The sequence below is a fragment of the Stenotrophomonas maltophilia group sp. Smal13 genome, from assembly GCF_030236855.1.
Classification (GTDB): Bacteria; Pseudomonadota; Gammaproteobacteria; order Xanthomonadales; family Xanthomonadaceae; genus Stenotrophomonas; species Stenotrophomonas maltophilia_A.
Genome location: NZ_JASJSQ010000030.1, coordinates 14,146 through 40,389, shown reverse-complemented (window position 1 = coordinate 40,389; position 26,244 = coordinate 14,146). Strand labels below are relative to the sequence as shown.

The window sequence follows — 26,244 nt, the reverse complement described above, 5'->3', positions numbered from 1 at the left end:
ACCGCGGTGGGGCAAGGATTCCCGCCAGGAAGGCAGGAAGCCGCGCATTATGGCGCAGATGGGGTGGCCGGGCAACCGGCGGGCCACAGGGCAACCTGAACCGGGCTACCCCAGATCCACATGAAGGCGGTGCTGGCCGCATTCCAGGCACTGGAACAGGCAGCCAATCATCTCCCCGTCCCGGCTCAGGTGTTCCAGCACCCAGTCGGCGTCGCGCGGGTTGACCTCAACGACGTCGGGCCGGACCTCGTCGAGGATGGGCTGGAGGTCCTCGCTACCGGCGTAACCGAGGAAGGCGCAGGGCCGCTCACAATGGCTGAGCCAGACCGACTGCTGCCAGGACGAGTAGCCCGGGGTGCGCTCGCAGATCTCCAGCAGCAGCTCGCGGGCGATGGTCGGCGGCGGATCGGCCGGATCCGGGGATACCCCCTCGATATCGCTCCAGCCGGTGAATTCACCCTCGTAACTGGCCGCCGCCCTGCCATCGGCGATACACCAGGGGCACAGGTAATCGGGACCCAGAACGGAGTAGAACGGCCCCCGGTAGCGCAGTGTGCGCGGCTGACCACAGCAGTCGCAGACCCCGTCGACCTCTTCGAAGGAGAGGGCGTAGGCGTTGGGGTGATAAATGAAAAGCGGTCGTTCCATCCGTGGATCCCTTCCCTGCCGACCAAGGTCGGCATCTACCACCGCCCGGCCATGCCCGGCGGACGCCAGAACCAGCCCTCAGGCCTTGTCGGCGTCGGTGGTGAAGCTTTCACCGCAGCCGCACTCGGCGGTGGCGTTCGGGTTGCTGAACGTGAACGTTTCGCTCAGGCCGTGCTTGCCGAAGTCGATCACGGTGCCGTCCACCAGCGCCAGGCTCTTGGCATCGACATAGATCTTCACGCCGTCCTGGTCGAAAACGGTATCGCCCTCGCGCTCGTCGCGGGCCAGGTCGGTGATGTGACCCCAGCCCGAGCAACCGGTCTTGGTCACGCCGAAACGCAGGCCCAGCGCGCCGGGGGTCTGGGCGACAAAGCGCTGCACGCGCTCGAAGGCAATGGGGGTCAGGCTGACGGCCATGGGGCTACTCCATAGGTACGGGGACATTATAAGGAGCCGTTGCCACGAAAAATGCCTCGCAAGCAGAACGCTGCAACCGGTAAACTCCCGTGTTCACAGATCGAGTCGATCAGCAGAGGATTCAAGTCATGACGGTGGTCAGCGTTGAACATGCGCTTGCCGGGAAGATCCCGGAAGGCGGCGAAGTCACGGTACGCGGATGGGTGCGCACGGTGCGCGGTTCAGCGAATCTGGCCTTCGTGAATGTGAGCGACGGCTCCTGCTTCGCGCCGATCCAGGTCGTGGCCGGCGACAGCCTGGCCAACTTCGACGAGATCAAGCGCCTGACCAGCGGCTGCTCGGTCATCGCCACCGGCACCCTGGTGAAGTCGCAGGGCAAGGGCCAGTCGTTCGAGATCCAGGCCAGCACGCTGGAAGTGGTCGGCTGGGTCGAAGACCCGCTCACCTACCCGATCCAGCCCAAGCCGATGTCGCCGGAGTTCCTGCGCGAAGTGGCGCACCTGCGCCCGCGCACCAACCTGTTCGGCGCGGTCACCCGCATCCGCAACTGCCTGGCCCAGGCCGTGCACCGTTTCTTCCACGAGAACGGCTTCAACTGGATCAGCACCCCGATCATCACCACCTCCGACGCCGAGGGCGCCGGCCAGATGTTCCGCGTGTCCACCCTGGACATGGTGAACCTGCCGCGTGACGAGAAGGGCGCGATCGATTTCAGCCGCGACTTCTTCGGCAAGGAAACCTTCCTGACCGTGTCCGGCCAGCTGAACGTCGAGGCCTACTGCCTGGCGCTGAGCAAGGTCTACACCTTCGGCCCGACCTTCCGCGCCGAGAACAGCCACACCACCCGCCACCTGGCGGAGTTCTGGATGATCGAGCCGGAAATCGCCTTCGCCGACCTGGCCGAAGACGCGCGCCTGGCCGAAGAGTTCCTGAAGTACCTGTTCCGTGCGGTGCTGAACGAGCGTGGCGACGACCTGGCCTTCATCGCCGAGCGCGTGGACAAGAACGCGATCACCAAGCTGGAAGACTTCATCAATGCGCCGTTCGAGCGCATCGACTACACCGATGCGGTCAGCCTGCTGCAGAAGTCCGGCAAGAAGTTCGACTTCCCGGTCGAATGGGGCCTGGACCTGCAGACCGAGCACGAACGCTGGCTGACCGAAGAACACGTCGGCCGCCCGGTGGTGGTGACCAACTATCCGGAGCACATCAAGGCCTTCTACATGCGCCTGAACGACGACGGCAAGACCGTTGCCGCGATGGACGTGCTGGCCCCGGGCATCGGCGAGATCATCGGCGGCAGCCAGCGCGAAGAGCGCCTGGACGTGCTGGACGCGCGCATGGCCCAGTTCGGCCTGGATCGTGAGCACTACAGCTGGTATCGCGACTTCCGCCGCTATGGTTCGGTGCCGCACGCCGGCTTCGGCCTGGGCTTCGAACGCCTGGTGGTGTACGTCTGCGGGCTGTCCAACATCCGCGATGCGATCCCCTACCCGCGCGCCCCGGGCAGCGCGGACTTCTAAGCCCCACACGACCACGGAGGTACCGCTCCCATGACCCTGTTCTTCGCCCTCTGTTTCGTCGGCGTTGCAGTGGCCGGGTTCAGTGCCTTCGTGATCTTCTGGCCGCTGACCCTGGTGCACGTACGCGATCGCCATCCGGCGCTCGCCGAGCGCTTCGGCAGCGGTGCCTTCCTCAAGCCCGATGCCCTGGCCTGGCTGCTGCGCCGTGACTATCGCCAGCAGCCGGACCGCTCGCTGTCCGGGCTGGCGACGCCGGCCTGGGTATCGCTGCTGACCCTGCTGGCCGGACTGGGCATGGCCGCCCTGCTCTGGCTGGCCTCGCTCTGGTAACACATCCATGAATGACATCACCGCCTCGCGCGACAGCTGGTGGCTGGCCAGCCTCGGCAACACCCTGATCTGGGCGCGTCTGCGCGTGCGCCCGGCCGGCACCGCCGAAGTGCTCGACAGCGATGGCAACACGCTGAGCTATGACAGCGAAGACACCGCGCGTTCGCAGCTGTTCGACGCCGAATTCGTCGAGTACGACGGTCTGGACGAGGAAGACGCGCTGGTGCGCGGCTTCAGCCTGCACGAAGTGCAGCCGCCGCAGGCCGACAGCGATGAGGGCCTGCGCGGCCGCATGATCCAGTCGCTGGGCGGGCGCGCCTGACCTCTGCATGTTCACCCCGCGCGCCTTCGCCGAGACCGATCTGCTCTGGCTGGACCGCCTGCTGGCGCGCGACCCGTTCGTTACCGTGCTCACGCCCGGCAGCGATGGCCTGCCGGAGCTGACCCGGATGCCGGTGCTGTACCGGCGTGACGGCGACCAGATCGAACTGCGCGGCCACTGGGCGCGCGCCAACCCGCAGTCGCGCCACCGCGGCGCGGCCAAGGTACTGATCGATGGTCCGCATGGCTACGTCTCGGCCAGCTGGTATCCGGACAAGGAACCCGCTGCGCGGGTACCCACCTGGAACTACGCCGCCGCCGAGCTGCGTGGCCAGCTGCAGACCTTCGACGATACCGAGGCGCTGGCCGAACTGGTCGGCGCGATCAGCGACCGCTTCGAAGCGAGTGTCGGCCAGGCCTGGCAGTTCGATGCCACGCGTGCCGAACATGGCCCGGAGCTGCGCGCCATCGTCGGCTTCCGCTTCCAGGTCGAACAGGTGCAGCTGAAGCTCAAGCTGAGCCAGAACCATCCCGATGCCAACCAGCGCGCGGTGATCGCCGAACTGGAACAGTTGGGCACCCCCGCTTCCACCGAGTTGGCGCAGTGGATGCGCTGGCACCGCGAACAGGCCGCCCGCAGCGACTGAACGCCCCAGATTCCCGCGACGACGCAGCCGGACGGCTGCGGCGAGCCCCCACCCGACGCCAGGGACCCATACATGAAAGACATCCACAAACTGCTGCAGAACAACCGCGACTGGGCCGACCGGATCGAGAAGGAAGACCCCGAGTTCTTCCACCAGCTCGCCAAGCAGCAGCACCCGGAATACCTGTGGATCGGCTGTTCCGACTCGCGCGTTCCGGCCAACCAGATCATCGGCATGGCGCCGGGCGAAGTATTCGTGCACCGCAATGTGGCCAACGTAGTCGCCCACACCGACCTGAACTGCCTGAGCGTGGTGCAGTACGCGGTGGACCAGCTGAAGGTGAAGCACATCCTGATCGTCGGCCACTACGGCTGCGGCGGCGTGCATGCCTGCCTGCACAACACCCGCGTCGGCCTGGCCGACAACTGGCTGCGCCACGTTGGCGACGTGATGCAGAAGCACACCGGCATCCTCGATGCGATCGAGACCGACGAGCTCAAGCACGCACGCCTGTGCGAACTGAACGTGATCGAGCAGGTGGCCAACCTGTGCCGCTCGACCATCGTGCAGGACGCCTGGGCCCGCGGCCAGAAGCTGATGGTGCACGGCTGGGTCTACAGCCTGAAGGACGGACGCGTGCGCGAGATGGGCATCGACGTCGGTTCGCAGGAAGAGCTGCAGCCCGCCTATGAAAAGGCCCTGTCCTACGTCCCGCGCAAGGGCAAGCGCGACTGATCCCTTACGGATGACCACCATGCTCGCTTCGCCGATCAACCTGCACGCCTGGATCGAAGAAAACCGCCACCTGCTGAAGCCGCCGGTGGGCAACAAGATGATCGACAACGGCGACTTCATCGTGATGGTGGTGGGCGGACCGAACTCGCGTACCGACTTCCACTACGACGAAGGCCCGGAGTGGTTCTACCAGCTCGAAGGCGAGATGGTGCTGAAGGTGCAGGAAGACGGCGCGGTGCGCGACATTCCGATCCGCGCCGGCGAGATCTTCCTGCTGCCGGCAAAGGTTCCGCACTCGCCGCGGCGCCCGCCCGGTGGTATCGGTCTGGTGGTCGAGCGCAAGCGCCTGCCGCACGAGATGGACGGCGTGATCTGGCACTGCGAGCGCTGCAACCACAAGCTGCACGAAGAGTATTTCCCGCTGCAGAACATCGAGACCGACCTGCCCAAAGTGTTCGCGCGCTATCACGCCAGCCTGGAACTGCGTACCTGCAGCCAGTGCGGGCACGTGGACCCGCTGCCGGTGCCAGCGGCAGGCTGAGCCATCGAACGGTAGTTCCCCACCTCGGTGGGCGCATGCTCGCCCCCGCTCTGGTAGTTGCCCACCTTGGTGGGCGCTTGCTTGTACGTGCGCCAACCAAGGTTGGCGACAACCGGGCCATGCGGCACCGGCGTTGGGTTGGCCGCTACCGGGCCCTGGCCCAGGCGCTACACTGGCGGTCCCGTTGCAGCCTGTTGCCCGACCATGTCCGACCTGCTCAGCCGCACCCACGCCATTGCCCTGGACGCCGCCGATCCGCTGCGCCCGCTGCGCAATGAATTCCTGATTCCGCGCCATGGCGGCGGCGAGCAGACCTACTTCGTCGGCAACTCGCTGGGCCTGCAGCCGCGTGGCGCGCAGGCGGCCGTGCAGGAAGTGATGAAGCAGTGGGGTGAGCTGGCGGTGGAAGGCCACTTCACCGGCCCGACGCAGTGGCTGTCCTACCACCGCCTGGTGAGCGCGCAGCTGGCCCGCGTGGTCGGTGCGCTGCCCAGCGAGGTGGTTGCAATGAACACGCTGAGCGTGAACCTGCACCTGATGATGGTCAGCTTCTACCGGCCCACGGCCGAGCGCCCGGTGATCCTGATGGAAGCCGGCGCATTCCCGACCGATCGCCACGCGGTGGAAGCACAGATCCGCTTCCATGGCTTCGACCCGGCCGAGTGCCTGGTGGAAGTGCAGCCGGACGAGGCCAACGGCACGATTTCACTGACCGCGATCGAGCATGCCATCGCCGAGCACGGTTCACGCCTGGCGCTGGTGCTGTGGCCTGGCGTGCAGTACCGCACCGGCCAGGCCTTCGACCTCGATGCGATCACCCGCGCCGCACGCCTGCAGGGCGCGCGTATCGGCTTCGACCTGGCACACTCGGTCGGCAACCTGCCGCTGCGCCTGCATGACGTGGCCCCTGATTTCGCCGTGTGGTGCCACTACAAGTACCTCAACAGCGGCCCGGGCGCGGTTGCCGGCGCCTTCGTCCACGAGCGCCATCACCGCGACACCAGCCTGCCGCGCTTTGCCGGCTGGTGGGGCCATGAGGAATCCACCCGCTTCCAGATGGCGCCGCAGTTCACGCCGGCCATCGGTGCCGAAGGCTGGCAGCTGAGCAATCCGCCAATCCTCGGCCTGGCGCCGCTGCGCGCCTCGCTGGACCTGTTCGAGCGCGCCGGCATGGAGGCGCTGCGCAGCAAGTCGCTGACACTGACCGGCATGCTCGAAGCACTGGTGCGCGCACGCCTGTCCGGCGTGCTCGACATCATCACCCCGGCCGAGCCGCAGCGCCGTGGCTGCCAGCTGTCATTGCGTGTGATCGGTGGCCGCGAGCGCGGCCGTGCGCTGTTCGAGCATCTGCGCGGTATCGGTGTGCTCGGCGACTGGCGCGAGCCCGACGTGATCCGCATCTCGCCCACGCCGCTCTACAACCGCTACCTGGACGTGCACCACTTCGTCGAGGAAGTGGAAGCCTGGGCCGGCCTCTAAGCCGGCCCCTCCCCTACTGCTGGACAGTTCGTTGATCGCACACGCTTCCCGCTCGTTGAGCATTATCGGTGCCGGCCTTGCCGGGTCCCTGCTGGCCATCCTGCTGTCACGCCAGGGCTGGCGCATCACCTTGTACGAACGCCGCGGCGATCCACGCGTGGCCGACTACGAGAGCGGCCGCTCGATCAACCTGGCGTTGGCCGAGCGTGGGCGCAACGCACTGCGTCAGGCGGGCGTGGAAGACGAGGTGATGGCGCGCGCGGTGATGATGCGCGGGCGCATGGTGCACCCGCGCGAGGGCGAACCGCAGCTGCAGCGCTATGGCCGCGACGACAGCGAAGTGATCTGGTCGATCCACCGCAGCGACCTGAACACCACGCTGCTGGAGCTGGCCGAACAGGCCGGCGCCACCGTGCACTTCCATCGCCGCCTGCACACCGTCGATTTCGATGCGGGTTACGCACGCTTCATCGATGACCGTGACGACAGCCCGCACGACATCCGTTTCGACACCCTGATCGGTGCCGACGGTGCCGGTTCGGCACTGCGTGCGGCGATGAACCGGCGCGCGCCGCTGGGTGAGGACATCGCCTTCCTCGACCACTCCTACAAGGAGCTGGAGATCCCGCCGGCTGCCGATGGGAGCTTCCGCATCGAGCGCAATGCACTGCACATCTGGCCGCGCGGCCACTACATGTGCATCGCCCTGCCCAACCATGAAGGCACCTTCACTGTCACGCTGTTCCTGCCCAACCAGGGCGACCCCAGCTTCGCCACGGTCAACACCGGCGCACAGGCCGAGGCGCTGTTCGCGCGCGAGTTCGCCGACACCCTGCCGTTGATCCCGAACCTGCGCGCGGACTGGGAGCAGCATCCGCCGGGCCTGCTTGGCACGCTCACTCTGGAACGCTGGCACCAGCAGGGCCGCGCCGTGCTGATCGGCGACGCCGCGCATGCGATGGTGCCGTTCCATGGCCAGGGTATGAACTGCGCGTTCGAGGACTGCGTTGCGCTGGCCCGTCACCTGATGGAGGCCGATGATCTGGAAGGCGCGTTCGCCGCGTTCGAAGCCGAGCGCAAGCCAAATGCGCGCGCAATCCAGCAGATGGCGCTGGAGAACTACCTGGAGATGCGCGACCGCGTGGCCGATCCCGCCTTCCTGCTGCAGCGCGAGCTGGAACAGGAACTGCAGCGGCGCTGGCCGACCCGCTTCGTACCGCACTACACGATGGTCACTTTCCTGCACACGCCGTACGCCGAGGCGCTGCGCCGCACCGAACTGCAGCGCGACATGCTGGTGGCCGCCACCGCCGGTCACGATTCACTGGACAACATCGACTGGACCGCACTGGAAGCACAGATCCACGCCCAGCTACCGGTCCTGGAGGGCGCGCACTGATGGCTGACAGCTTCCTGTTCTACGACCTGGAAACCTTCGGCCAGGACCCGCGGCGCACGCGCATCTCGCAGTACGCCGCGATCCGTACCGACGCCGATCTCAACGAAATCGACACGCCGGTCAGTTTCTTCGTGCGCCCGGCCGATGACCTGCTGCCCTCGCCGATGGCCACCCTGGTCACCGGCATCACCCCGCAGCAGGCACTGGCCGAGGGCATCAGCGAAGCCGAGGCCTTCGATCGCATCAACGAGCAGCTGTCGCGCCCCGGCACCTGTGCGCTGGGCTACAACACGCTGCGCTTCGACGATGAGTTCGTCCGCTACGGCCTGTTCCGCAACTTCCACGACCCGTACGAACGCGAGTGGCGCAACGGCAATTCGCGCTGGGACCTGCTGGACATGCTGCGGCTGATGCGCGCGATGCGCCCGGACGGCATCCAGTGGCCGCTGCGCGAGGATGGCGCCACCTCGTTCAAGCTCGAGCACCTGGCCGAGGCCAACAACGTGCGCGAAGGCGATGCGCACGAAGCGCTGTCCGACGTACGCGCCACCATCGGCATGGCACGCCTGTTCAAGCAGTCGCAGCCACGGCTTTGGGAGTACGCGCTGAAGCTGCGCGACAAACGCTTCGTCGGCAGCCTGCTGGACGTGGCCGCGATGAAGCCGGTACTGCACATTTCCATGCGCTACCCGGCCAGTCGCCTGTGCGCGGCCCCGGTGCTGCCGCTGGCCGCGCACCCGACCGTCAACAACCGGGTGATCGTGTTCGACCTGGAAGGCGAGATCGACGATCTGCTGGAACTGCCGGCCGAGGTGATCGCACAGCGCCTGTACATGCGCGCCAGCGAGCTGCCCGAAGGCGTGGCGCGGGTGCCGCTGAAGGAAGTGCACCTGAACAAGGTGCCCGCGCTGATCGCCTGGAACCACCTGCGCGCCGATGACCACGCGCGCCTTGGCCTGGACGTGGCCGCGATCGAGGCCAAAGTGGAACGCCTGCGCGCGTTCGCCCCGCAGCTGGCCGAGAAGGCCCGGCAGGTCTACAACCAGCCCCGCGCCGCCACCGTGGCCGATGTCGATGCCTCGCTCTACGACGGCTTCCTCGGCAATGGCGACAAGCCGCTGCTTGCGCTGGCACGCACCACCGCGCCGGAGCAGCTGGCCGCGCTGGAAGGCCGCTTCCGCGACCCGCGCCTGCCGGAGCTGCTGTTCCGCTACCGCGCGCGCAATCATCCCGACAGCCTCGCGCCGGCTGAACGCCAGCGCTGGCAGGATTACCGCCGCCAGCGCCTGCTCGGAGACGGCGGGCTGGGCGAACTCAACCTGCCCCAGTACCAGCAGCAGCTCGATGCACTGGCCGCTGAAGCGCCCGACGATGCACGGCGCCAGGCCCTGCTGCAATCGCTGCGCGACTGGGGCCAGCACCTGCAGGAGACCTTGTGAGTACCTATTTCTCGGACGCCAGCTTCAAGTTCCTGCGCAGCCTGGCGCGGCATAACGACAAGGCGTGGTTCAACGACCACCGCCAGCAGTATGAAGACCACGTGCGGCAGCCATTCCTGCGCCTGCTGGGTGACCTGCAGCCGGCGCTGGCCGAGGTCAGCGACCACTTCCGCGCCGATACCCGCGGCGTCGGCGGCTCGCTGTTCCGCATCCATCGCGACGCGCGCTTCTCCAACGACAAATCCCCGTACAAGACCTGGCAGGGTGCACGCCTGTTCCATGAGCGCCGCCGCGAGGTGGCCGCGCCCTCGTTCTACGTGCACCTGCAGCCGGGCGAGAGCTTCGTCGGTGCCGGCCTGTGGCATCCGGAACCGGAGACCCAGCGCCGCGTGCGCCACTTCATCCTCGACAACCCGGGCAGCTGGAAGGCCGCAGCGCATGCACCGGCCCTGCGCAAGCGCTTCGACTTCGAAGAGAGCGAGAAGCTGGTGCGTCCGCCGCGCGGCTTCCCGGCCGACTTCGAATTCATCGACGACCTCAAGCACCGCAACTGGGTGATGTGGCGCTCGCTGGACGACGCCACCATGACCGGCCCACGCCTGCTGTCCACGCTGGGCAAGGACCTGGCCGCGCTCGGCCCGTTCGTCGACTACCTGTGCGCGGCGCTGGACCTGGAATTCTGATGCCGTTGGCACAGCAACGCCGCACGCTGGGCCGCACCGGCCTGCCGATTTCGCCGGTGGGCCTGGGCTGCTCCGGCTTCTGGGGGCATCGCCGCTTCCCTGAACAGTCGGCCGCGCACGTGGTCGAGCATGCACTGGCACAGGGCGTGAACCTGTTGGACACCGGCCACAACTATTCCGGTTTCCACGCCGAGCCGCGACTGGGCCGCATCCTGCGCCCGTTGCTGAAGCGATACCCGCGCGAGTCGCTGGTGATTTCCAGCAAGGGCGGCACACTGACCGGCCAGGCCGGCGTCAGCGGCGCCGAGCAACGCGATTTCTCGCCGGCAGCCATCACTGCCAGCTGCGAGGCCTCGCTGCGCAACCTCGGCCTGGATTACCTGGATATCTACCAGCTGCACGGTGCCAGCCAGCACGACATCAACGATGACCTGCTGGCCGCGCTGCAACGCCTGCGCGAACGCGGGCTGATCCGGCACACCGGCATCAATACGCACACGGCATCGACCCTGCGCTGGATGATCGACCATCCCACGCTGTTCGACGTGGTGCTGCTCGATTACAACGCCCTGCAGCAGGACCGTGAACCCCTCATCGACCAGTTGCACGCGGTGGGCATCGGCGTACTGGCCGGCACCGTGCTGGCGCAGGGCCATCTGCTGCCACCACGCCCGCGCCTGCCACGACCGGCGGATGCCTGGTACCTGGCCAGGGCCTGGCTCAAACCGAGCAGCCGCACACTGATGCGCAGCGCACGCAACATGCGGAAGGCGCTGGCCGCCATCCGCAGCCAGCGCCCCGCCCAGACCGCGTTTGCCTACGCCCTGGGCCATCCCGGCGTAGCCAGTGGCATCCTGGGTACCACCCGCACCGCCAGCCTGGACGAAGTACTGGCGACGCGGCTTGAGGCACTGACCGCAGCCGAACGCCAGCAGCTGGTGGACGCCTTCGGTGATGGCCGCGGATCTCCCAGTCATTGAGTCTTCACCCCATGCTGCTGCGGTTGCGGCAGTCTGGGCGGCATGAAGAAACTCACCGCACTCGTTGGGCTGCTGGTCCTGGCCTTGGCCGCCTGGTGGTTCGGCGGCCCGTACATGACCGTCAATGGCCTGTCCAAGGCCATTGAGCAACGCGACACCGCGCGCCTGGAGCGTTACGTCGATTTCCCGCGCGTGCGCAGCAGCCTGCGCGCGCAGCTCAATGACTATCTGGTGCGCCAGGCCGGCCCGGATGTGGCGGCCAGCCCGTTCGGTGCCCTGCTGTACGGGCTGGGCGACCAGCTTGGTGGTGCCGCGGTGGACACCATGGTGACCCCGACCGGGATCGGCGCGATGCTGCAGGGCCACGTGCTGTGGAAGCGCGGCCGCAATGAACTGCAGGGCGGCGATGCCTTCGGCGCGACCGAACCCGCACGTCCGCTGAAGCATGCCGAACATCATTTCGAAGCGCTGGACCGCTTCGTGATCGATGTCGATCGCGGCCCCGGCCAGCCGCCGATGAAGGTGGTGCTGGAACCGCAGGGCCTGCGCTGGAAAGTGGTGGACCTGCAGCTGGGGATGTCCGGCAGCCCTTGACGGGACCCGTGGCCTGACGGTAATGCCAACCAAGGTTGGCGACTACCGGGGTACAGCGCTCTGGTAGATGCCCACCTTGGTGGGCATGGATCCAGGACGGCGCCAACCAAGGTTGGCAACTACCAGACCCTATCCTTCGTTGGCAACGCCATGCGGCACGTGGCCGGCGGCCACATGCTCGCGGGCACTGTCAATGTTGTGCTGCGAATCATCGAAGAAGATGTCGGCACCGAACGCCTGCAGGAACGGGCCCTTGTGGCGGCCGCCGAGGAACAGGGCCTCGTCCAGGCGCACGCCCCACTCGCGCAGGGTGCGGATCACCCGTTCGTGCGCAGGTGCCGAACGCGCGGTCACCAGCGCGGTGCGGATCGGTGCACTGTCTCCGGCCGGGAACACTTCCTGCAGCGTGTGCAGCGCCGACAGGAAGCCACGGAACGGCCCGCCGCTGAGCGGCTCTCGGGCGCGCTCGCGTTCGTGGCGGCCAAAGGCTTCCACGCCCTGCTCGCGCGAAATGCGCTCACTCTCGTCGCCGAAGATCACCGCGTCACCGTCAAAGGCGATGCGCAGCTGGCCGGCCGGGCGACCGGTATCGATCTGGTCGGCCGCCGCAGCGGCGGTCTCGCCCGGCGGCTTGGGCAGGATGGTCGCCGCCGCGATGCCATGGCGCAGCGCGCTGCGCACCGATTCGGGGTTGGCCGACAGGAACAGGTCGGTGCCGAATGGCTTCACGTACGGCCAGGTCGGCTCGCCGGCGGTGAACGTTGCGCGGATGATGCCCAGGCCGTAGTGCTGGATCGAATTGAAGATGCGCAGGCCGGTATCGGCCGAATTGCGCGACAGCAGGATCACCTCGACCCGCGGGTTCTCCGGGCTGGCGCCCTGATTCAGCGCCAGCAACTTGCGCACCACCGGGAAGGCCACGCCGGGCCCGAGGATATCGTCCTCGTGCTGGCGCTGGAATTCGGCATAGGCCGCCACGCCATCGCTCTCGAACAGCGCATGGCTTTCCTCGAGGTCGAACAGGGCGCGCGAGGTCACCGCGACGGTCAGCAAACGGGGGGAGTTGTCGCCCATCGGTGGGGGTCCTTCAAGCGGTCGGCGGGGCCGGCCGCCTATTGTCGTCAAAAAACGAACTGTTCGCTCAGGATCCGGTCTTCCAGGTTGTGCTCCGGGTCGAACAGCAGGGTCACGCGGCGGTCCTTCGACTCGCGGATGGTCACCTCGACCACGTCGCGGGTCTCGTGCGAATCCGCTGTAACGCTGACCGGGCGCTTGTACGGATCAAGCACGCGGAAACGCACCTCGGTGTCGGCCTTGAGGATCGCCCCGCGCCAGCGTCGCGGCCGGTAAGGGGCCAGCGGCGTCAGCGCGATGGTATGCGAGCCCAGCGGCAGCACCGGTCCGTGCGCGGAATAGTTGTAGGCGGTACTGCCTGCCGGGGTGGCCACCAGCACGCCGTCTCCGATCAGTTCGGCCACACGTTCCTGGCCGTTGAGGTCGATGCCGATATGCGCCGCCTGCCGGGTCTGGCGCAGCAGCGACACATCGTTGTAGGCCAGCGAACCGGTACTGGTGCCCGACTCGGTCAGCGCCACCATTTCCAGCGGGCGCAGGTTGGCCGGTTCGGCACGGGCAATGCGCGCCTGCACGTCGTCGTCGCCACGGTACTGGTTCATCAGGAAACCAACGGTGCCCAGCTTCATGCCGAACACCGGCTTGCCCAGGTGACCATGCCGATGCAGGGTCTGCAGCATGAAGCCGTCGCCCCCCAGCGGACACAGCACGTCGGCCTGCTCCGGCGCATGATCGCCATAGCGCGAGACCATCGCGGCGCGGGCCATCTGCGCGGGCTCGGTGGTGCTGGCCAGGAAAGCGATGCGGGGGGTGTCGCTCATCAGCGCGGCAGATCCGGAAGGGCTGGGCAAAGCATACCTCGCCCCCCGGACAGCGCAACCGCAGGCCGGATGGGGCACCCTCATCCAACTCAATGAAGGTTTCAGCGGTGCAGCAGGATCGAGCCCTTCCCGGCGACAGCAACGACATCTCGATATCGTCCGATAGGCTTCTCATACCACTCTCATGACCATTGATGTGCCGATCAGGTTCGCCTGGCACACCCAGCGTTGGCGCAGGCCCGCAGGGCACGTCGCGGATCGGCCGTCTATCCAAGAGAGAGCCCATGAGAATCCACCACCTCGCAATCGCCCTGGCGGCGTTGCTGCCAGCAGGCAACAGCCTCGCGCAGTCCGGTAGCGCCCACCTGACACCCAGCAGGATCAACTACCAGGAGCAACTACCTGACAGGTACTCCCATGTGGATTTCACAGTAAGCGCCAAGGACTGGATGGAGCGGGCACGGCTGCCTTCACATCAGTCCCAGCCAGGGGAAATGTCCTTCTTGATCTCCAACGCCGCTGGCAAAGACCAGAACTTCGAACTCATCGGAAAGTTCTCGCATCTGCCACCGGATGCCAACCGCATGATCATCCCTGCCTCGAAATGGGTGGACCTGGACAAGCGCGAACAGGGATGGGAAGTCATCGGCGACGTACGGGAGTTGATTCCTCACAATACCGAGCGCTGGTGGGTGCCCGCCATGGGCCGCAAATTCATCACCAAAGTCTCGCTGTACGACGGCCAGTGGGCCGGCGAGATCGGGTTGCCCAGCCAGCCCAATCTTCCCTATGACACGATTACCGTCACCAACCATGCGACGTGGCCTACCCGGATAATGGGCAACAACACGCTGTTCCCCGATGCGCAGATGAAGCTGGGGACCGGTGATGTGCATCACTTCGTGTTCGACCCGAACCATCGCAAATGGAAGCTTGATTACGCGACCCTTGTTCCGGTCAGCATCGCCAGGCATATGGACAAGCCCGATGCGCCCCGAACGGTAGTTGAGGTTACACCGGAAGATTCGCACAGGTCACTGCGTCTCCCTGACGTGGCCAGCGATCGGGATCGTCGCACCGTCTCCGTGCATCCGGCGCTCGATCGTTCCATTGCACTGATCGCCCGGAACATCTTCGATCACGCCACCACCTACTGGATGCTTGCGCCTGGCCAGTCGATGGAGCTGGTCTATATCGATGATGGCGGCGTGGGCAGCGGCCAATGGCACCCGCTGCGCTATCCGATCCAGCACTTCGATGCTGATACGCTGCCGGGTGGGCGCCTCGACAAGGCCCAGACGATGCTCACCTGGATTACGAGCAAGGGCAGGAACGTGAGCTTGCCCCACGTTTCAGCCTGGATGACGGAGCATGCGCGTATCGAAGTGGTAAACACCGACCCCAATGCAAGCATCAAGGTCACGGGCAACAGGGTCGACACTCTCAAGCGCCGCGAGCAGGCGTCTTTCCGCTTGACGAGGGTCAACGGCCGGCTCGACTGGGTCCGCGAAACCGACACCATCGACGTCACTCTGGTGGGCCCTCCGGGTCCAGGCCGGCCGGACGAAGACATCCTTGTATTGATGCGCGAGAACCTCAGGAAGACCAACGAGGCCTTGCAGAACTCCGGCGCAACGTTCCGCCTGCGTGAAGCAGTCGCAATGAATTACAGGGTACCTGCCGGAATGCCCACCCAGGCCATTCCGGAATGGCTGGCACAGCAGCCCGACTTCGAGTACGTGGTCGGCCTGCTCCGCTCAGATGGCCTGTACTACGGTGGTTTCGCCGACGGCTGCAGTGGCTCCCATCATTCTGCAGAGGCCATGCGCTTCGTGATCGCGACCAATGTGCTGTGCTCAACCGACGTCCTGCGCGAGGAAGTTGGCAAGGCCCTGGGCATGAAGATCAACGCCAAGCAACCGGTACCGGTCATCGGCTCGGGCAACGCACTGCCCATGTATCCAACCAGCACCCGCATCCTGGAAGACGGCAGCCGTGCCATCAACCACGGGCAGCGCGACGAGGTGCTGTACATGAATGGTGTCGCCGCAGACGTTGCCCGATACAGCGACAGCCTCAGGCCGTAACTCCAATACCCGGCACTGATCCAAGCGGTAGTGCCGGCCGCTGGCCGGCACTACCCGTCCCAGGCATGCGCCGCAAAACAAGACGGCCCCGCTTTCGCGGGGCCGTTCTGTTCAACACACGCCGGGCATAACCCGGCGGTACATCACTTACGCACCATGTGCAGCCAGCTGGCCCAGGCGCTGTACCGCGACCGAGACGGTCGGGTAGTCCAGGGTCTTCTGCTCGGCCAGTTCGGCCAGCATCGCCAGGGTGAAGCGCAGGCTGTTGTCGTCGCGACCCATCCAGGCCGCCACCTTCGCTTCAGCACTGCTGCCCTTGGTGCCCAGCACCTGGCCCGCCAGGTTGCGGTGGTTGGCGGCCAGCTCGTCACGCAGCACGCCACGTGCCACGGCGTGCCAACGGCCATTGACCTCCAGCGCGTCGACCTGCTCGAACAGCCACGGCAGCTGCAGGGCGTCGCCCAGGCGGAAGTGAACCTTGGACACGTCCACCGGCTTCAGCTTGCGGGTGCGGGCCAGTTCGATGATGTCGAACGCCGGCTCCAGGAAGTGCAGTTCGGCCAGCTGCTGCGCCAGCGCGGACGGCAGGCCCTTTTCCTTCCACTCGGCCACCAGGGCTTCGTAGGTCGGACGCTGCGAATCCGGCAGCACACCCGAAGCAACGCGGATGTCGTTGAACGGACCCTGGTAGCGGTTGACCGCTTCGGTGATGCCCGGCATCGCGCCCGGGCGCGACAGCAGCCAGCGCACGAACGAGCGCTGCAGCTTCCAGATCACTTCCAGTGCATCGATCTGCACCGACTCCGGCACCTTGCCGTCGAGGGCATCGATCTGTGCCCACAGCGCGCGCGCATCCAGCGTTTCACGGCTGATGGTGTAGGCCTTGGCGACCTCGGCGATGGAACGGCCGGTGTCTTCCTGCATGCGCATCAGGAAGGTGGCGCCCATGCGGTTGATGGTCTGGTTGGTCACGGCCGTGGCGATGATTTCGCGCTTCAGGCGGTGACGCTCCATCGCGTCGGCGTACTTCTTCTGCAGCGGGGTCGGGAAGTAGCGCTGCAGCTCCTTGGACAGGTACGGATCTTCCGGGATGTCCGAATCCAGCAGCTGGGCGAACGCCACCAGCTTGGAGTAGGACAGCAGCACCGACAGCTCCGGACGGGTCAGGCCCTGGCCGCGTGCCTTGCGCTGCGACAGCTCGGCATCGGACGGCAGGAATTCGATCTGGCGATCGAGCAGGCCCTGCTGTTCAAGCGTACGGATGAAGTGCTGCTTGGAACCCAGGCGCTTGACCGCCATCCGCTCCATCAGGCTCAGCGCCTGGTTCTGGCGGTAGTTGTCGTTGAGAACCAGCTCGGCGACTTCATCGGTCATCGAGGCCAGCAGCTTGTTGCGCTGCTCGACGGTCAGCTTCTTGGCCCGCACCACATCGTTGAGCAGGATCTTGATGTTGACTTCATGGTCGGAGGTGTCGACACCGGCCGAGTTGTCGATGAAGTCGGTGTTGAGCAGCACGCCGGCCTGGGCGGCTTCGATGCGGCCCAGCTGGGTCATGCCCAGGTTGCCGCCCTCGCCCACCACCTTGCAGCGCAGCTCGCCACCGTTCACGCGCAGCGCGTTGTTGGCGCGGTCGCCGACATCGCTGTGCTGCTCGCTGGCGGCCTTGACGTAGGTACCAATGCCGCCGTTCCACAGCAGGTCGACCGGTGCCTTCAGGATCGCGCTCATCAGGTCGTTCGGCGACAGCGCCTTGACGTTCTCGTCCAGGCCCAGCACTTCACGCACCTGAGGGGTGATCTCGATCGACTTCAGGCTGCGCGGGTACACGCCGCCGCCCTTGCTGATCAGCTTGGCATCGTAGTCCGCCCAGCTCGAACGCGGCACGGTGAACAGGCGCTCACGTTCGACGAACGTGGTGGCTGCATCCGGGTTCGGGTCCAGGAAGATGTGGCGGTGATCGAACGCAGCGACCAGGCGGATGTGGCGCGACAGCAGCATGCCGTTGCCGAACACGTCGCCGGACATGTCGCCGACGCCGACCGCGGTGAAGTCCTGGCTCTGGCTGTCACGGCCCAGCGCACGGAAGTGACGCTTGACCGACTCCCACGCACCGCGTGCGGTGATGCCCATGCCCTTGTGGTCGTAACCGACCGAACCACCGGAGGCGAAGGCATCGCCCATCCAGAAGCCGTGCGCGATGGCCAGGCCGTTGGCAATGTCGGAGAAGGTCGCGGTGCCCTTGTCGGCAGCCACCACCAGGTACGGATCGTCCATGTCGTGGCGCACGACATCCACCGGCGGCACGATCTTGTTGTTGACGATGTTGTCGGTGATGTCCAGCAGGCCCTGGATGAACAGCTTGTAGCAGGCCACGCCGTTGGCGAAGATCGCGTCGCGGTCGCCGTTCACCGGCGGGGTCTTGGCGAAGAAGCCGCCCTTCGCGCCAACCGGCACGATGACGGTGTTCTTGACCATCTGCGCCTTGACCAGGCCCAGCACTTCGGTACGGAAGTCTTCGCGACGGTCCGACCAGCGCAGGCCACCACGGGCGACCGCGCCGAAGCGCAGGTGGGTACCTTCCACGCGCGGGCCGTAGACGAAGATTTCGCGGTACGGGCGCGGCTTCGGCAGGTCCGGCACCAGCGCCGAATCGAACTTGAAGCTGATGACATGGCCGTGCTGGCCGTTGGCATCGGTCTGGTAGTAGCTGGTACGCAGGGTCGCGTCGATCACGCCCATGAACGAGCGCAGGATGCGGTCCTCGTCCAGGCTGGACACGCGGTCCATCAGCTTCAGCAGCGCATCGCGCGCGGCCTGCATCTGCGCGTCGCGGTCACCCTTGCGGGCGTCGACCACGGTCTTGAGCACCTTCAGGGTGGCGTCGTCGCCAGCAGCCAGCACATCGAAGTGGGCCTTCAGCTGGGCCTGGCCGGCGGCGATATCGTCCTTGCTCTCATGGCCGGTAGCCGGATCGAAGCGGGCTTCGAACAGCTCGACCAGCAGGCGGGCCAGCAGCGGGTAGCGCGCGAAGGTGCCTTCCACGTAGGCCTGCGAGAACGGCACGCCGGTCTGCAGCAGGTACTTGCAGTAGCCACGCAGCATGGCGACCTGGCGCCAGTGCAGGCCAGCGGCCAGCACCAGGCGGTTGAAGCCGTCGTTCTCGGCATCGCCGTGCCAGACGCGGGCGAAGGTCTCGCCGAAGGCTTCATCGACGCTGGCGGCATCGATCGCGCCGGCGGTCGACTCGACCTCGAAGTCCTGCACGTACACCGGCGCGTTGTCGACCGACAGGCGGTACGGACGCTCGGCGATCACGCGCAGGCCCATGTTTTCCATCATCGGCAGCGCGTCCGACAGCGGAATGTCGTCCAGCTGGCGATACAGCTTCAGGCGCAGGCCATCGCCGCTTTCGCGCGGCACGGCCTGCAGGCTCAGGCGCAGGTCGTCCGGGCCGGTCAGGGCATCGAGCTGGCTGACATCGTTGGCGGCAACGGCGGTGCTGTTGTCTTCAATGTAGCCGGCCGGCAGTGCCTTGCCGATACGGGCAGCGATGCGCAGGCCTTCGGTTTCGCCATGGCGGGTCACCAGCGCTTCGCGCAGGTCGTCCTGCCAGTTGCGCAGCACCTGGGCCAGCTTCTGCTCCAGTTCGGCGGTATCGACGTCCAGCATTTCGCCCGGCTTCGGGCGCACGATCAGGTGCACCTGGGCCAGCGGCGATTCGCCCAGCACCACCGAGCTGTCGACGTACTCGCCGTGCAGCGCTTCCTTCAGCATCGCTTCGATGCGCAGGCGCACGTCGGTGTTGAAGCGCTCACGCGGCAGGTAGACCAGCGCGGAGATGAAACGGCTGTACTTGTCACGGCGCAGGAACAGGCGGCTGCGCACGCGCTCCTGCAGGCCCAGCACGCCCATGGCAGTGCGGAACAGTTCGTCCTCGCTGGACTGGAACAGTTCTTCGCGCGGCAGGGTTTCCAGGATGTGGCGCAGGGCCTTGCCGCTGTGGCTGGCCGAGGCCAGGCCCGACTGCTTCATCACGTGCTCGTGGCGCTGGCGCACCAGCGGGATTTCCCACGGGCGACGGTTGTAGGCGCTGGAGGTGAACAGGCCGAGGAAGCGCTGCTCGCCGATGATCTTGCCCTTGGCGTCGAATTCCAGCACGCCGATGTAGTCCATGTAGCCGGCGCGGTGCACGCGCGAACGGGCATTGGTCTTGGTCAGGATCAGCGCGTCCTTCAGCCCGGACGTGGCGTTCAGGCCCTGCGCGGCCAGGGTCTTGACCGGACGGGCGGCGGACTTGTCCTTGCCGCGCATCAGGCCCAGGCCGGTGTCGTTCAGCGGCGCCAGCACCTCTTCCTTGCCCTGCTTCTCGACGCGGTACTCGCGGTAGCCGAAGAAGGTGAAGTGGTTGTCGGCGGCCCAGCGCAGGAATTCCTGTGCTTCCTTGCGCGACGCGTCGTCGACCGGCAGCTGGCGGCTGCCCAGGTCGTCGGCCAGCGCCAGTGCCTTGTCCTTCATCGGCTGCCAGTCGCGCACGATCGCACGCACTTCGTCCAGCGCCTTGCTGATGGCCTGCTCGATGGCCGCCATGGCTTCGGCCGGCTGGCGGTCGATCTCCAGCAGCATCACCGACTCGGCATCACCCTCGCCGACCTTGACCAGCTTGCCGGCCTTGTCGCGGGTGAAGCGCAGCACCGGGTGGCCCAGCACGTGGACGCCCACGCCCTGTTCGGCCAGCGACATGGTGACGGTGTCGACCAGGAACGGCATGTCGTCGTTGACGATCTGCAGCACGGTGTGCGGCGATTCCCAACCGTTGGCCTTCGCGGTCGGATTGAACACGCGGACGTTGGCCTTGCCGGCCTTGCGGGCACGGGCGAATTCCAGCGTCTCAGCCGCGAGAGCGGCCCACTCTTCAGCGCTGTGGTGCGGGAACTCGTCCGACTCCATGCGCTTGTAGAAGTCAGTGGCGAAGGCCACCGCTTCGGCCTGTGCGGCCGCGGGGTAACGCTTGCGCAATGCCGTGTACACCGGCTCCAGGGAGAAACCAGCGGTCACTGCGACCTCCGACTCTGCTGGTTTGGTCTTGTTTTTCACGGTCTTGGCTGCGGTTTTTTGCGGTTTCATGGCAGAGCGATGCGCTTGCTCAGTTGGGAAAATGAAATTGTAGCCCTACCGCACGAAAAGGCCTTGCTGCAGGACGGAATAACCAGATTCGGGTTTGCTGCGGTTTAGACGCCTATTCAGTTCGCACCGGTATGGTGCGGGCGCCCGCTTCAGCACTGCCGACAGGATCGGCAAAGCGTGTTACCGGAAGACACATGCGGCGACGCCGATTCGATTCCACAATCCTGAACTGGACGGTATAGTCCACCGCGTGAACCCGGCCTACCTCCCCGTTGCCCTCGACGCACGCGATGAGCGCGTGTTCGATGCCGTGCGCGAGCTGTTGGCCCAGCAGGGCATGCAGATGAGCATGGACGCGGTGGCTCAGCATGCCGGCTGCTCCAAGCAGACCCTGTACTCGCGCTACGGCAACAAGCAGGAACTGCTGCGCCGGGTGATGCAGCGCCATGTCGGCCACGCTACCGGAGCCATGGTTCGTGCACTCCGCACTGACGACCTGCGTGCCAGCCTGCTCCAGTTCGCCACCGACTTCCTGGAGCATTTCAACCAACCGCACGTAGGGCAGGCCTGTCGGCTGATCGCCGCCGACGCGGCCCAGTTTCCCGAAGAGGCGCGTACGCTGTACCGGCATGGCGCCGGCGCGCTGACGCTTCATCTTGCTGAATGGATTGAAACCGTTTGCATGCGTGGCCAGCTCCGGCATGACGACCCGCACTTCATGGCCGAACTGCTGCTGAGCATGATCGCCGGTCAGGATTTCGACAAACAGCGTTTCCATACCCCCCATCGTGATGACGCGCAGCTGCGTCGGCGCTGGGCAGAGTTCTCCGTCGACAGCTTCCTGCGCGCGTTCGCGCCTCAGCCGTCGGCGGCCCCGTCTTCAAACCAACCCCGGAGTTCCTCCTGATGACCGCCCCACTCCGCACCCTTGCCTTGACGTGCGCCGTTGCTGTCGCGCTGGCTGCCTGCAAGAAGCCGGAACAGCAGACGCCCCCGCCGCCGGAGGTGGGCGTGATCGACGCCAAGCCGCAGACCCTGCCGCTGCAGCGTGAGCTGGTCGGCCGCCTGTCGCCGTTCCGCAGCGCCGACGTGCGTGCGCGCGTGCCGGGCGTACTGCTCAAGCGCGTCTACCAGGAAGGCTCGCAGGTCAAGCAGGGCCAGCCCCTGTTCCTGATCGACCCGGCGCCGCTGCGTGCTTCGCTCAATGCCTCCGAGGCCCAGCTGGCCTCGGCCCGCGCCACCTACGCCAATGCCAAGGTGGCCGCGGACCGCGCGCGTTCGCTGGCGCCGCAGCAGTTCGTCTCCAAGTCCGACCTGGACAACGCCGAATCGGCCGAGCGCACCGCGCTGGCCGCGGTCAAGCAGGCCGAAGCGGCGGTGACCTCTTCGCGCATCAGCCTGGGCTATACCGAAGTGACCGCGCCGATCAGCGGTGTGGCCAACAAGCAGCAGGTCACCGAAGGCGCGCTGGTCGGCCAGGGCGATGTGACCCTGCTGACCACCGTCGACCAGCTCGACCCGCTGTACGTCAACTTCTCGCTGAGCGTGGACGAGTTGACCCAGCTGCGCGCGCAGCAGGCCAAGGGTGCGCTGGCGCTGTCTGGTGACGGCAAGGCTACGGTCAACGTCAAGCTGGCAGACGGCAGTACCTACAGCGAACCGGGCACGCTGGACTTCTCCTCGACCACGGTCGACCCGGCCACCGGCGCGGTGTCGCTGCGTGCGCTGCTGCCGAACCCGCAGCAGATCCTGCTGCCCGGCGCCTTCGTCAGCTTCCAGGCCAACCTCGGCGAGCGCAACAACGCCTACCTGGTGCCGCAGCAGGCGCTGCTGCGCGACACCACCGGCGGCTACGTGATGGTGGTCGGTGCCGACGGCAAGGTGGTGCGCAAGAACGTGAAGACCGATGGCGCGCAGAACGGCAACTGGCTGGTCAGCGACGGCCTGGCCGCCGGTGACAAGGTGATCGTGGCCGGCGTGCAGAAGGTCAAGGAAGGTGCGCCGGCGGTGGCCAAGCCGTGGACCCCGGGGCAGGACGCCAACGGCAAGCCTGCCGCAGGCGGCGCCGCTCCGGCGGGCGCAGCACCGGCCGCAGGCAAGGCACCGGCCGACGCGGCCAAGCCCGAGCAGGCCGATGCGGCCAAGCCGGCCGCCACCGATTCGAACAAGCAGTAACGGGAACCTTCCGTCATGCCTAAATTTTTCATCGAACATCCAGTCTTCGCCTGGGTGGTTGCGATCCTGATCTCGCTCAGCGGCGTGATCGCGATCCTCAACCTGGGTGTGGAGTCCTATCCCAACATCGCCCCGCCGCAGGTCACCGTCTCGGCGACCTACCCGGGTGCCAGTGCGGACACCACGGAGAAGTCGGTCACCCAGGTGATCGAGCAGCAGCTGACCGGTATCGATCACCTGCTGTACTTCAGCTCATCGTCCGCCTCCAACGGCCGTGCGCAGATCACCCTGACCTTCGAGACCGGTACCGATCCGGACATCGCCCAGGTGCAGGTGCAGAACAAGGTCTCGCTGGCCACGCCACGCCTGCCTTCGGAAGTGACCCAGCAGGGCGTGGTGGTGGCCAAGGCCAACGCTGGCTTCCTGATGGTGATCGCGCTGCAGTCCGATACGCCGGCCATCAACCGTGACGCCCTGAACGACATCGTCGGCTCGCGCGTGCTCGACCAGGTCTCGCGTATTCCCGGCGTCGGCAGCACCCAGCAGTTCGGTTCCGAGTACGCCATGAACATCTGGCTCAACCCGGAGAAGATGCAGGGTTATGGCCTGTCGGCCAGCCAGGTGCTGGCGGCGGTGCGCGCGCAGAACGTGCAGTTCGCCGCCGGTGCGCTGGGTTCGGACCCGTCGCCGGAAGGCCAGCACTTCACCGCCACGGTCTCGGCTGAAGGCCGCTTCAGTTCGCCGCAGGAGTTCGAGAACATCATCCTGCGGGCAAATCCGGACGGTTCGCGGGTGCTGATGAAGGACATCGCCCGCGTTGCCTTCGGTGCCAACAACTACGGTTTCGACACCCAGTACAACGGCAAGCCGACCGGTGCCTTCGCCATCCAGCTGCTGCCGGGCGCCAACGCCCTGAACGTGGCCGATGCGGTGCGCGCCAAGATGGACGAGCTGCAGCCCAGCTTCCCGTCCGGGGTGACCTGGTTCTCGCCGTACGACAGCACCACCTTCGTCAAGATCTCCATCCAGGAAGTGGTCAAGACACTGTTTGAAGCAGTGTTCCTGGTGTTCCTGGTGATGCTGATCTTCCTGCAGAACTTCCGCGCCACGCTGATCCCGACCCTGGTCATCCCGGTGGCCCTGCTCGGCACCTTCCTGGGCATGTGGATGATCGGCTTCACGATCAACCAGCTGACCCTGTTCGCGATGGTGCTGGCGATCGGCATCGTGGTCGATGACGCGATCGTGGTGATCGAGAACGTCGAACGCATCATGACCGAGGAAGGCCTGGCGCCGAAGCCGGCCACGCAGAAGGCGATGACCCAGATCACCGGCGCGGTGGTGGCGATCACCGTCGTACTGGCCGCGGTGTTCATCCCGTCCGCCCTGCAGGGCGGCGCCGCCGGTGAGATCTACAAGCAGTTCGCGCTGACCATCGCCATCTCGATGGCGTTCTCGGCGTTCCTGGCTCTGGGCTTCACCCCGGCGCTGTGCGCGACCTTCCTCAAGCCGACGCACAACGACAACCCGAACATCATCTACCGCACCTTCAACAAGTACTACGACAAGATCAGCCATACCTATGTGGGGCACATCACTTCGGCGGTGCGCCATGCACCGCGCTGGATGATCCTGTTCGTGGTGCTGACCGCACTGTGCGGCTTCCTGTTCACCCGCATGCCGGGCAGCTTCCTGCCGGAAGAAGACCAGGGCTATGCGCTGGCGATCGTGCAGTTGCCGCCGGGCTCGACCAAGGGCCAGACCAACGAAGTGTTCGCGCAGATGCGTGGCATCCTGGAAAAGCAGGATGGCTATGAAGGCATGCTGCAGGTGGCCGGTTTCAGCTTCGTCGGTTCCGGCGAGAACGTGGGCATGGGCTTCATCCGCCTGAAGCCATGGGAGGAACGCAAGTTCACCGCGCCCGAGTTCATCCAGAACATGAACGGCGCGTTCTACGGCATCAAGGAAGCGCAGATCTTCGTGGTCAACCTGCCCACCGTGCAGGGCCTCGGCCAGTTCGGCGGCTTCGACATGTGGCTGCAGGACCGCAGCGGTGCCGGCTACGAGCAGCTGACCCAGGCGCGCAACATCCTGCTTGGCCAGGCTGCGCAGAAGCCCGACCATCTGGTGGGCGTACGCCCGAACGGCCTGGAAAACGCCCCGCAGCTGCAGCTGCATGTCGACCGCGTGCAGGCGCAGTCGATGGGCATGTCGGTGTCGGACGTGTACAGCACCATCCAGCTGATGCTGGCCCCGGTGTACGTGAACGACTTCTTCTACGAAGGCCGCATCAAGCGCGTGACCATGCAGGCCGATGGTCCGTACCGCACCGGCCAGGAATCGCTGAAGAGCTTCTACAGCCCCTCCAGCCTGACCAAGAACGCCGATGGCACCAGTTCGATGATCCCGCTCAATACGGTGGTCAAGTCCGAATGGGTGTCGGCACCGCCGTCGCTGAGCCGCTACAACGGCTACTCGGCGATCAACATCGTCGGCTCGCAGGCACCGGGCACCAGCTCGGGTGAGGCGATGCAGACCATGGAAGGCATCGTCAACGACGATCTGCCGGCTGGCTTCGGCTACGACTGGTCGGGCATGTCCTACCAGGAAATCCTGGCCGGCAACGCGGCGACGCTGCTGCTGGTGCTGTCGATCGTGGTGGTGTTCCTGTGCCTGGCCGCGTTGTATGAAAGCTGGTCGATCCCGGTGGCAGTTCTGTTGGTGGTGCCGCTGGGCGTGCTTGGCGCCCTCGGCCTGTCGATGCTGCGTGGCCTGCCGAACGATCTGTTCTTCAAGATCGGCCTGATCACCGTGATCGGCCTGGCCGCCAAGAACGCGATCCTGATCGTCGAGTTCGCGGTGGAGCAGCGCGCAGCAGGCAAGACCCTGCGCGATGCCACCATCGAGGCGGCACGCCTGCGTTTCCGACCGATCCTGATGACCTCGTTCGCGTTCATCATGGGCGTGATCCCGATGGCGATCTCCACCGGCGCCGGCGCCAATTCCCGCCACGCCATCGGTACCGGCGTGATCGGCGGCATGCTGTTCGCCACCCTGCTCGGCCTGCTGATGATCCCGGTGTTCTTCGTGGTCGTGCGCCGCATGCTGGGTGACAAGCTGGATGAGTCCTCCAAGGAATTCATGGAGCGCCAGCGCGACGCGGAAGCCGCGCACCGCCCGGATCGTTGATCCGGCGGTGAGTTGAAACGAAAAGGCCCCGGAGCGAT

Annotated in this window: 21 protein-coding genes; 16 read left to right on the top strand and 5 right to left on the bottom strand. The window is 66.1% G+C overall.

What is annotated here, in order from left to right; genetic code table 11:
• Positions 1–105 precede the first annotated feature (105 nt).
• Positions 106–648 (bottom strand): CbrC family protein, encoded by a 543-nt coding sequence (locus QRO95_RS12120; protein WP_049400202.1) that lies wholly within the window; start codon positions 646–648, stop codon positions 106–108.
• 78 nt (positions 649–726) lie between these two features.
• Positions 727–1,065, bottom strand: coding sequence for an iron-sulfur cluster assembly accessory protein (locus QRO95_RS12115; protein WP_006376495.1), 339 nt, complete (start codon positions 1,063–1,065; stop codon positions 727–729).
• Positions 1,066–1,193: 128 nt separating this feature from the next.
• On the opposite strand from QRO95_RS12115, the gene asnS reads away from it, so the two are divergent.
• The 12 genes from asnS (at position 1,194) to QRO95_RS12055 (ending at position 11,736) form a co-directional block, all read left to right on the top strand.
• A complete protein-coding gene (asnS, locus tag QRO95_RS12110) occupies positions 1,194–2,588 on the top strand; it encodes an asparagine--tRNA ligase (RefSeq protein ID WP_049400203.1) in 1,395 nt (464 codons plus the stop codon).
• 30 nt (positions 2,589–2,618) lie between these two features.
• Entirely contained in the window at positions 2,619–2,918 is a 300-nt protein-coding gene (locus QRO95_RS12105) for a hypothetical protein (protein WP_005417403.1), read from the top strand.
• Between the two features lie 7 nt (positions 2,919–2,925).
• Positions 2,926–3,240 (top strand): hypothetical protein, encoded by a 315-nt coding sequence (locus tag QRO95_RS12100; RefSeq protein WP_006453002.1) that lies wholly within the window; start codon positions 2,926–2,928, stop codon positions 3,238–3,240.
• A 7-nt stretch (positions 3,241–3,247) separates the two neighbouring features.
• Positions 3,248–3,886 (top strand): FMN-binding negative transcriptional regulator, encoded by a 639-nt coding sequence (locus tag QRO95_RS12095; protein WP_049400205.1) that lies wholly within the window; start codon positions 3,248–3,250, stop codon positions 3,884–3,886.
• Between the two features lie 72 nt (positions 3,887–3,958).
• Positions 3,959–4,621: a carbonate dehydratase gene (gene can / locus QRO95_RS12090; protein WP_014037740.1), complete on the top strand. Its 663-nt coding sequence runs from the start codon at positions 3,959–3,961 to the stop codon at positions 4,619–4,621.
• A gap of 19 nt (positions 4,622–4,640) precedes the next feature.
• Entirely contained in the window at positions 4,641–5,162 is a 522-nt protein-coding gene (locus tag QRO95_RS12085; RefSeq protein WP_182266388.1) for a 3-hydroxyanthranilate 3,4-dioxygenase, read from the top strand.
• Positions 5,163–5,366: 204 nt separating this feature from the next.
• Positions 5,367–6,641, top strand: coding sequence for a kynureninase (gene kynU / locus QRO95_RS12080; RefSeq protein ID WP_285302649.1), 1,275 nt, complete (start codon positions 5,367–5,369; stop codon positions 6,639–6,641).
• A 31-nt stretch (positions 6,642–6,672) separates the two neighbouring features.
• A complete protein-coding gene (locus tag QRO95_RS12075) occupies positions 6,673–8,040 on the top strand; it encodes an NAD(P)/FAD-dependent oxidoreductase (protein ID WP_032127676.1) in 1,368 nt (455 codons plus the stop codon).
• Positions 8,040–9,479 (top strand): exodeoxyribonuclease I, encoded by a 1,440-nt coding sequence (sbcB, locus tag QRO95_RS12070; protein WP_197615073.1) that lies wholly within the window; start codon positions 8,040–8,042, stop codon positions 9,477–9,479. Before QRO95_RS12075 ends, sbcB begins: the two co-directional genes overlap by 1 nt.
• A complete protein-coding gene (locus QRO95_RS12065) occupies positions 9,476–10,162 on the top strand; it encodes a DUF2461 domain-containing protein (RefSeq protein ID WP_032127674.1) in 687 nt (228 codons plus the stop codon). The genes sbcB and QRO95_RS12065 overlap by 4 nt, the downstream gene beginning before the upstream one ends.
• The gene (locus tag QRO95_RS12060; RefSeq protein ID WP_285302648.1) at positions 10,162–11,142 is read left to right on the top strand and encodes an aldo/keto reductase; all 981 of its coding nucleotides are present in this window, start codon (positions 10,162–10,164) and stop codon (positions 11,140–11,142) included. The genes QRO95_RS12065 and QRO95_RS12060 overlap by 1 nt, the downstream gene beginning before the upstream one ends.
• Positions 11,143–11,184: 42 nt before the next feature.
• Positions 11,185–11,736 (top strand): DUF2939 domain-containing protein, encoded by a 552-nt coding sequence (locus QRO95_RS12055; RefSeq protein ID WP_071227460.1) that lies wholly within the window; start codon positions 11,185–11,187, stop codon positions 11,734–11,736.
• A 129-nt stretch (positions 11,737–11,865) separates the two neighbouring features.
• Here the strand turns inward: QRO95_RS12055 and QRO95_RS12050 are convergent, their stop codons facing one another.
• Positions 11,866–12,810: a 5'-nucleotidase gene (locus QRO95_RS12050; protein ID WP_005417414.1), complete on the bottom strand. Its 945-nt coding sequence runs from the start codon at positions 12,808–12,810 to the stop codon at positions 11,866–11,868.
• Between the two features lie 47 nt (positions 12,811–12,857).
• The gene (locus tag QRO95_RS12045; RefSeq protein ID WP_006376667.1) at positions 12,858–13,631 is read right to left on the bottom strand and encodes an NAD kinase; all 774 of its coding nucleotides are present in this window, start codon (positions 13,629–13,631) and stop codon (positions 12,858–12,860) included.
• Positions 13,632–13,915: 284 nt separating this feature from the next.
• Between QRO95_RS12045 and QRO95_RS12040 the strand changes: the two genes are divergently transcribed.
• Positions 13,916–15,718 (top strand): hypothetical protein, encoded by a 1,803-nt coding sequence (locus tag QRO95_RS12040; RefSeq protein ID WP_285302647.1) that lies wholly within the window; start codon positions 13,916–13,918, stop codon positions 15,716–15,718.
• A 147-nt stretch (positions 15,719–15,865) separates the two neighbouring features.
• On the opposite strand, the gene QRO95_RS12035 is transcribed toward QRO95_RS12040, so the two are convergent.
• Positions 15,866–20,842, bottom strand: a complete 4,977-nt coding sequence (locus QRO95_RS12035) for an NAD-glutamate dehydrogenase domain-containing protein (protein ID WP_285302646.1) — start codon at positions 20,840–20,842, stop codon at positions 15,866–15,868.
• Between the two features lie 250 nt (positions 20,843–21,092).
• Between QRO95_RS12035 and QRO95_RS12030 the strand changes: the two genes are divergently transcribed.
• From QRO95_RS12030 to QRO95_RS12020, 3 genes are read left to right on the top strand one after another with little or no spacing between them, the layout of a single operon-like run.
• On the top strand, positions 21,093–21,749 hold the full coding sequence (locus QRO95_RS12030; RefSeq protein WP_032127669.1) for a TetR/AcrR family transcriptional regulator: 657 nt from the start codon (positions 21,093–21,095) through the stop codon (positions 21,747–21,749).
• Positions 21,749–23,017, top strand: a complete 1,269-nt coding sequence (locus QRO95_RS12025) for an efflux RND transporter periplasmic adaptor subunit (protein WP_049422071.1) — start codon at positions 21,749–21,751, stop codon at positions 23,015–23,017. The genes QRO95_RS12030 and QRO95_RS12025 overlap by 1 nt, the downstream gene beginning before the upstream one ends.
• A 15-nt stretch (positions 23,018–23,032) precedes the next feature.
• Positions 23,033–26,206 carry a multidrug efflux RND transporter permease subunit gene (locus QRO95_RS12020; protein ID WP_107433071.1) on the top strand — a complete coding sequence of 1,058 codons (3,174 nt, stop codon included), beginning with the start codon at positions 23,033–23,035 and terminating at the stop codon, positions 26,204–26,206.
• The last annotated feature ends 38 nt before the right edge of the window (positions 26,207–26,244 follow it).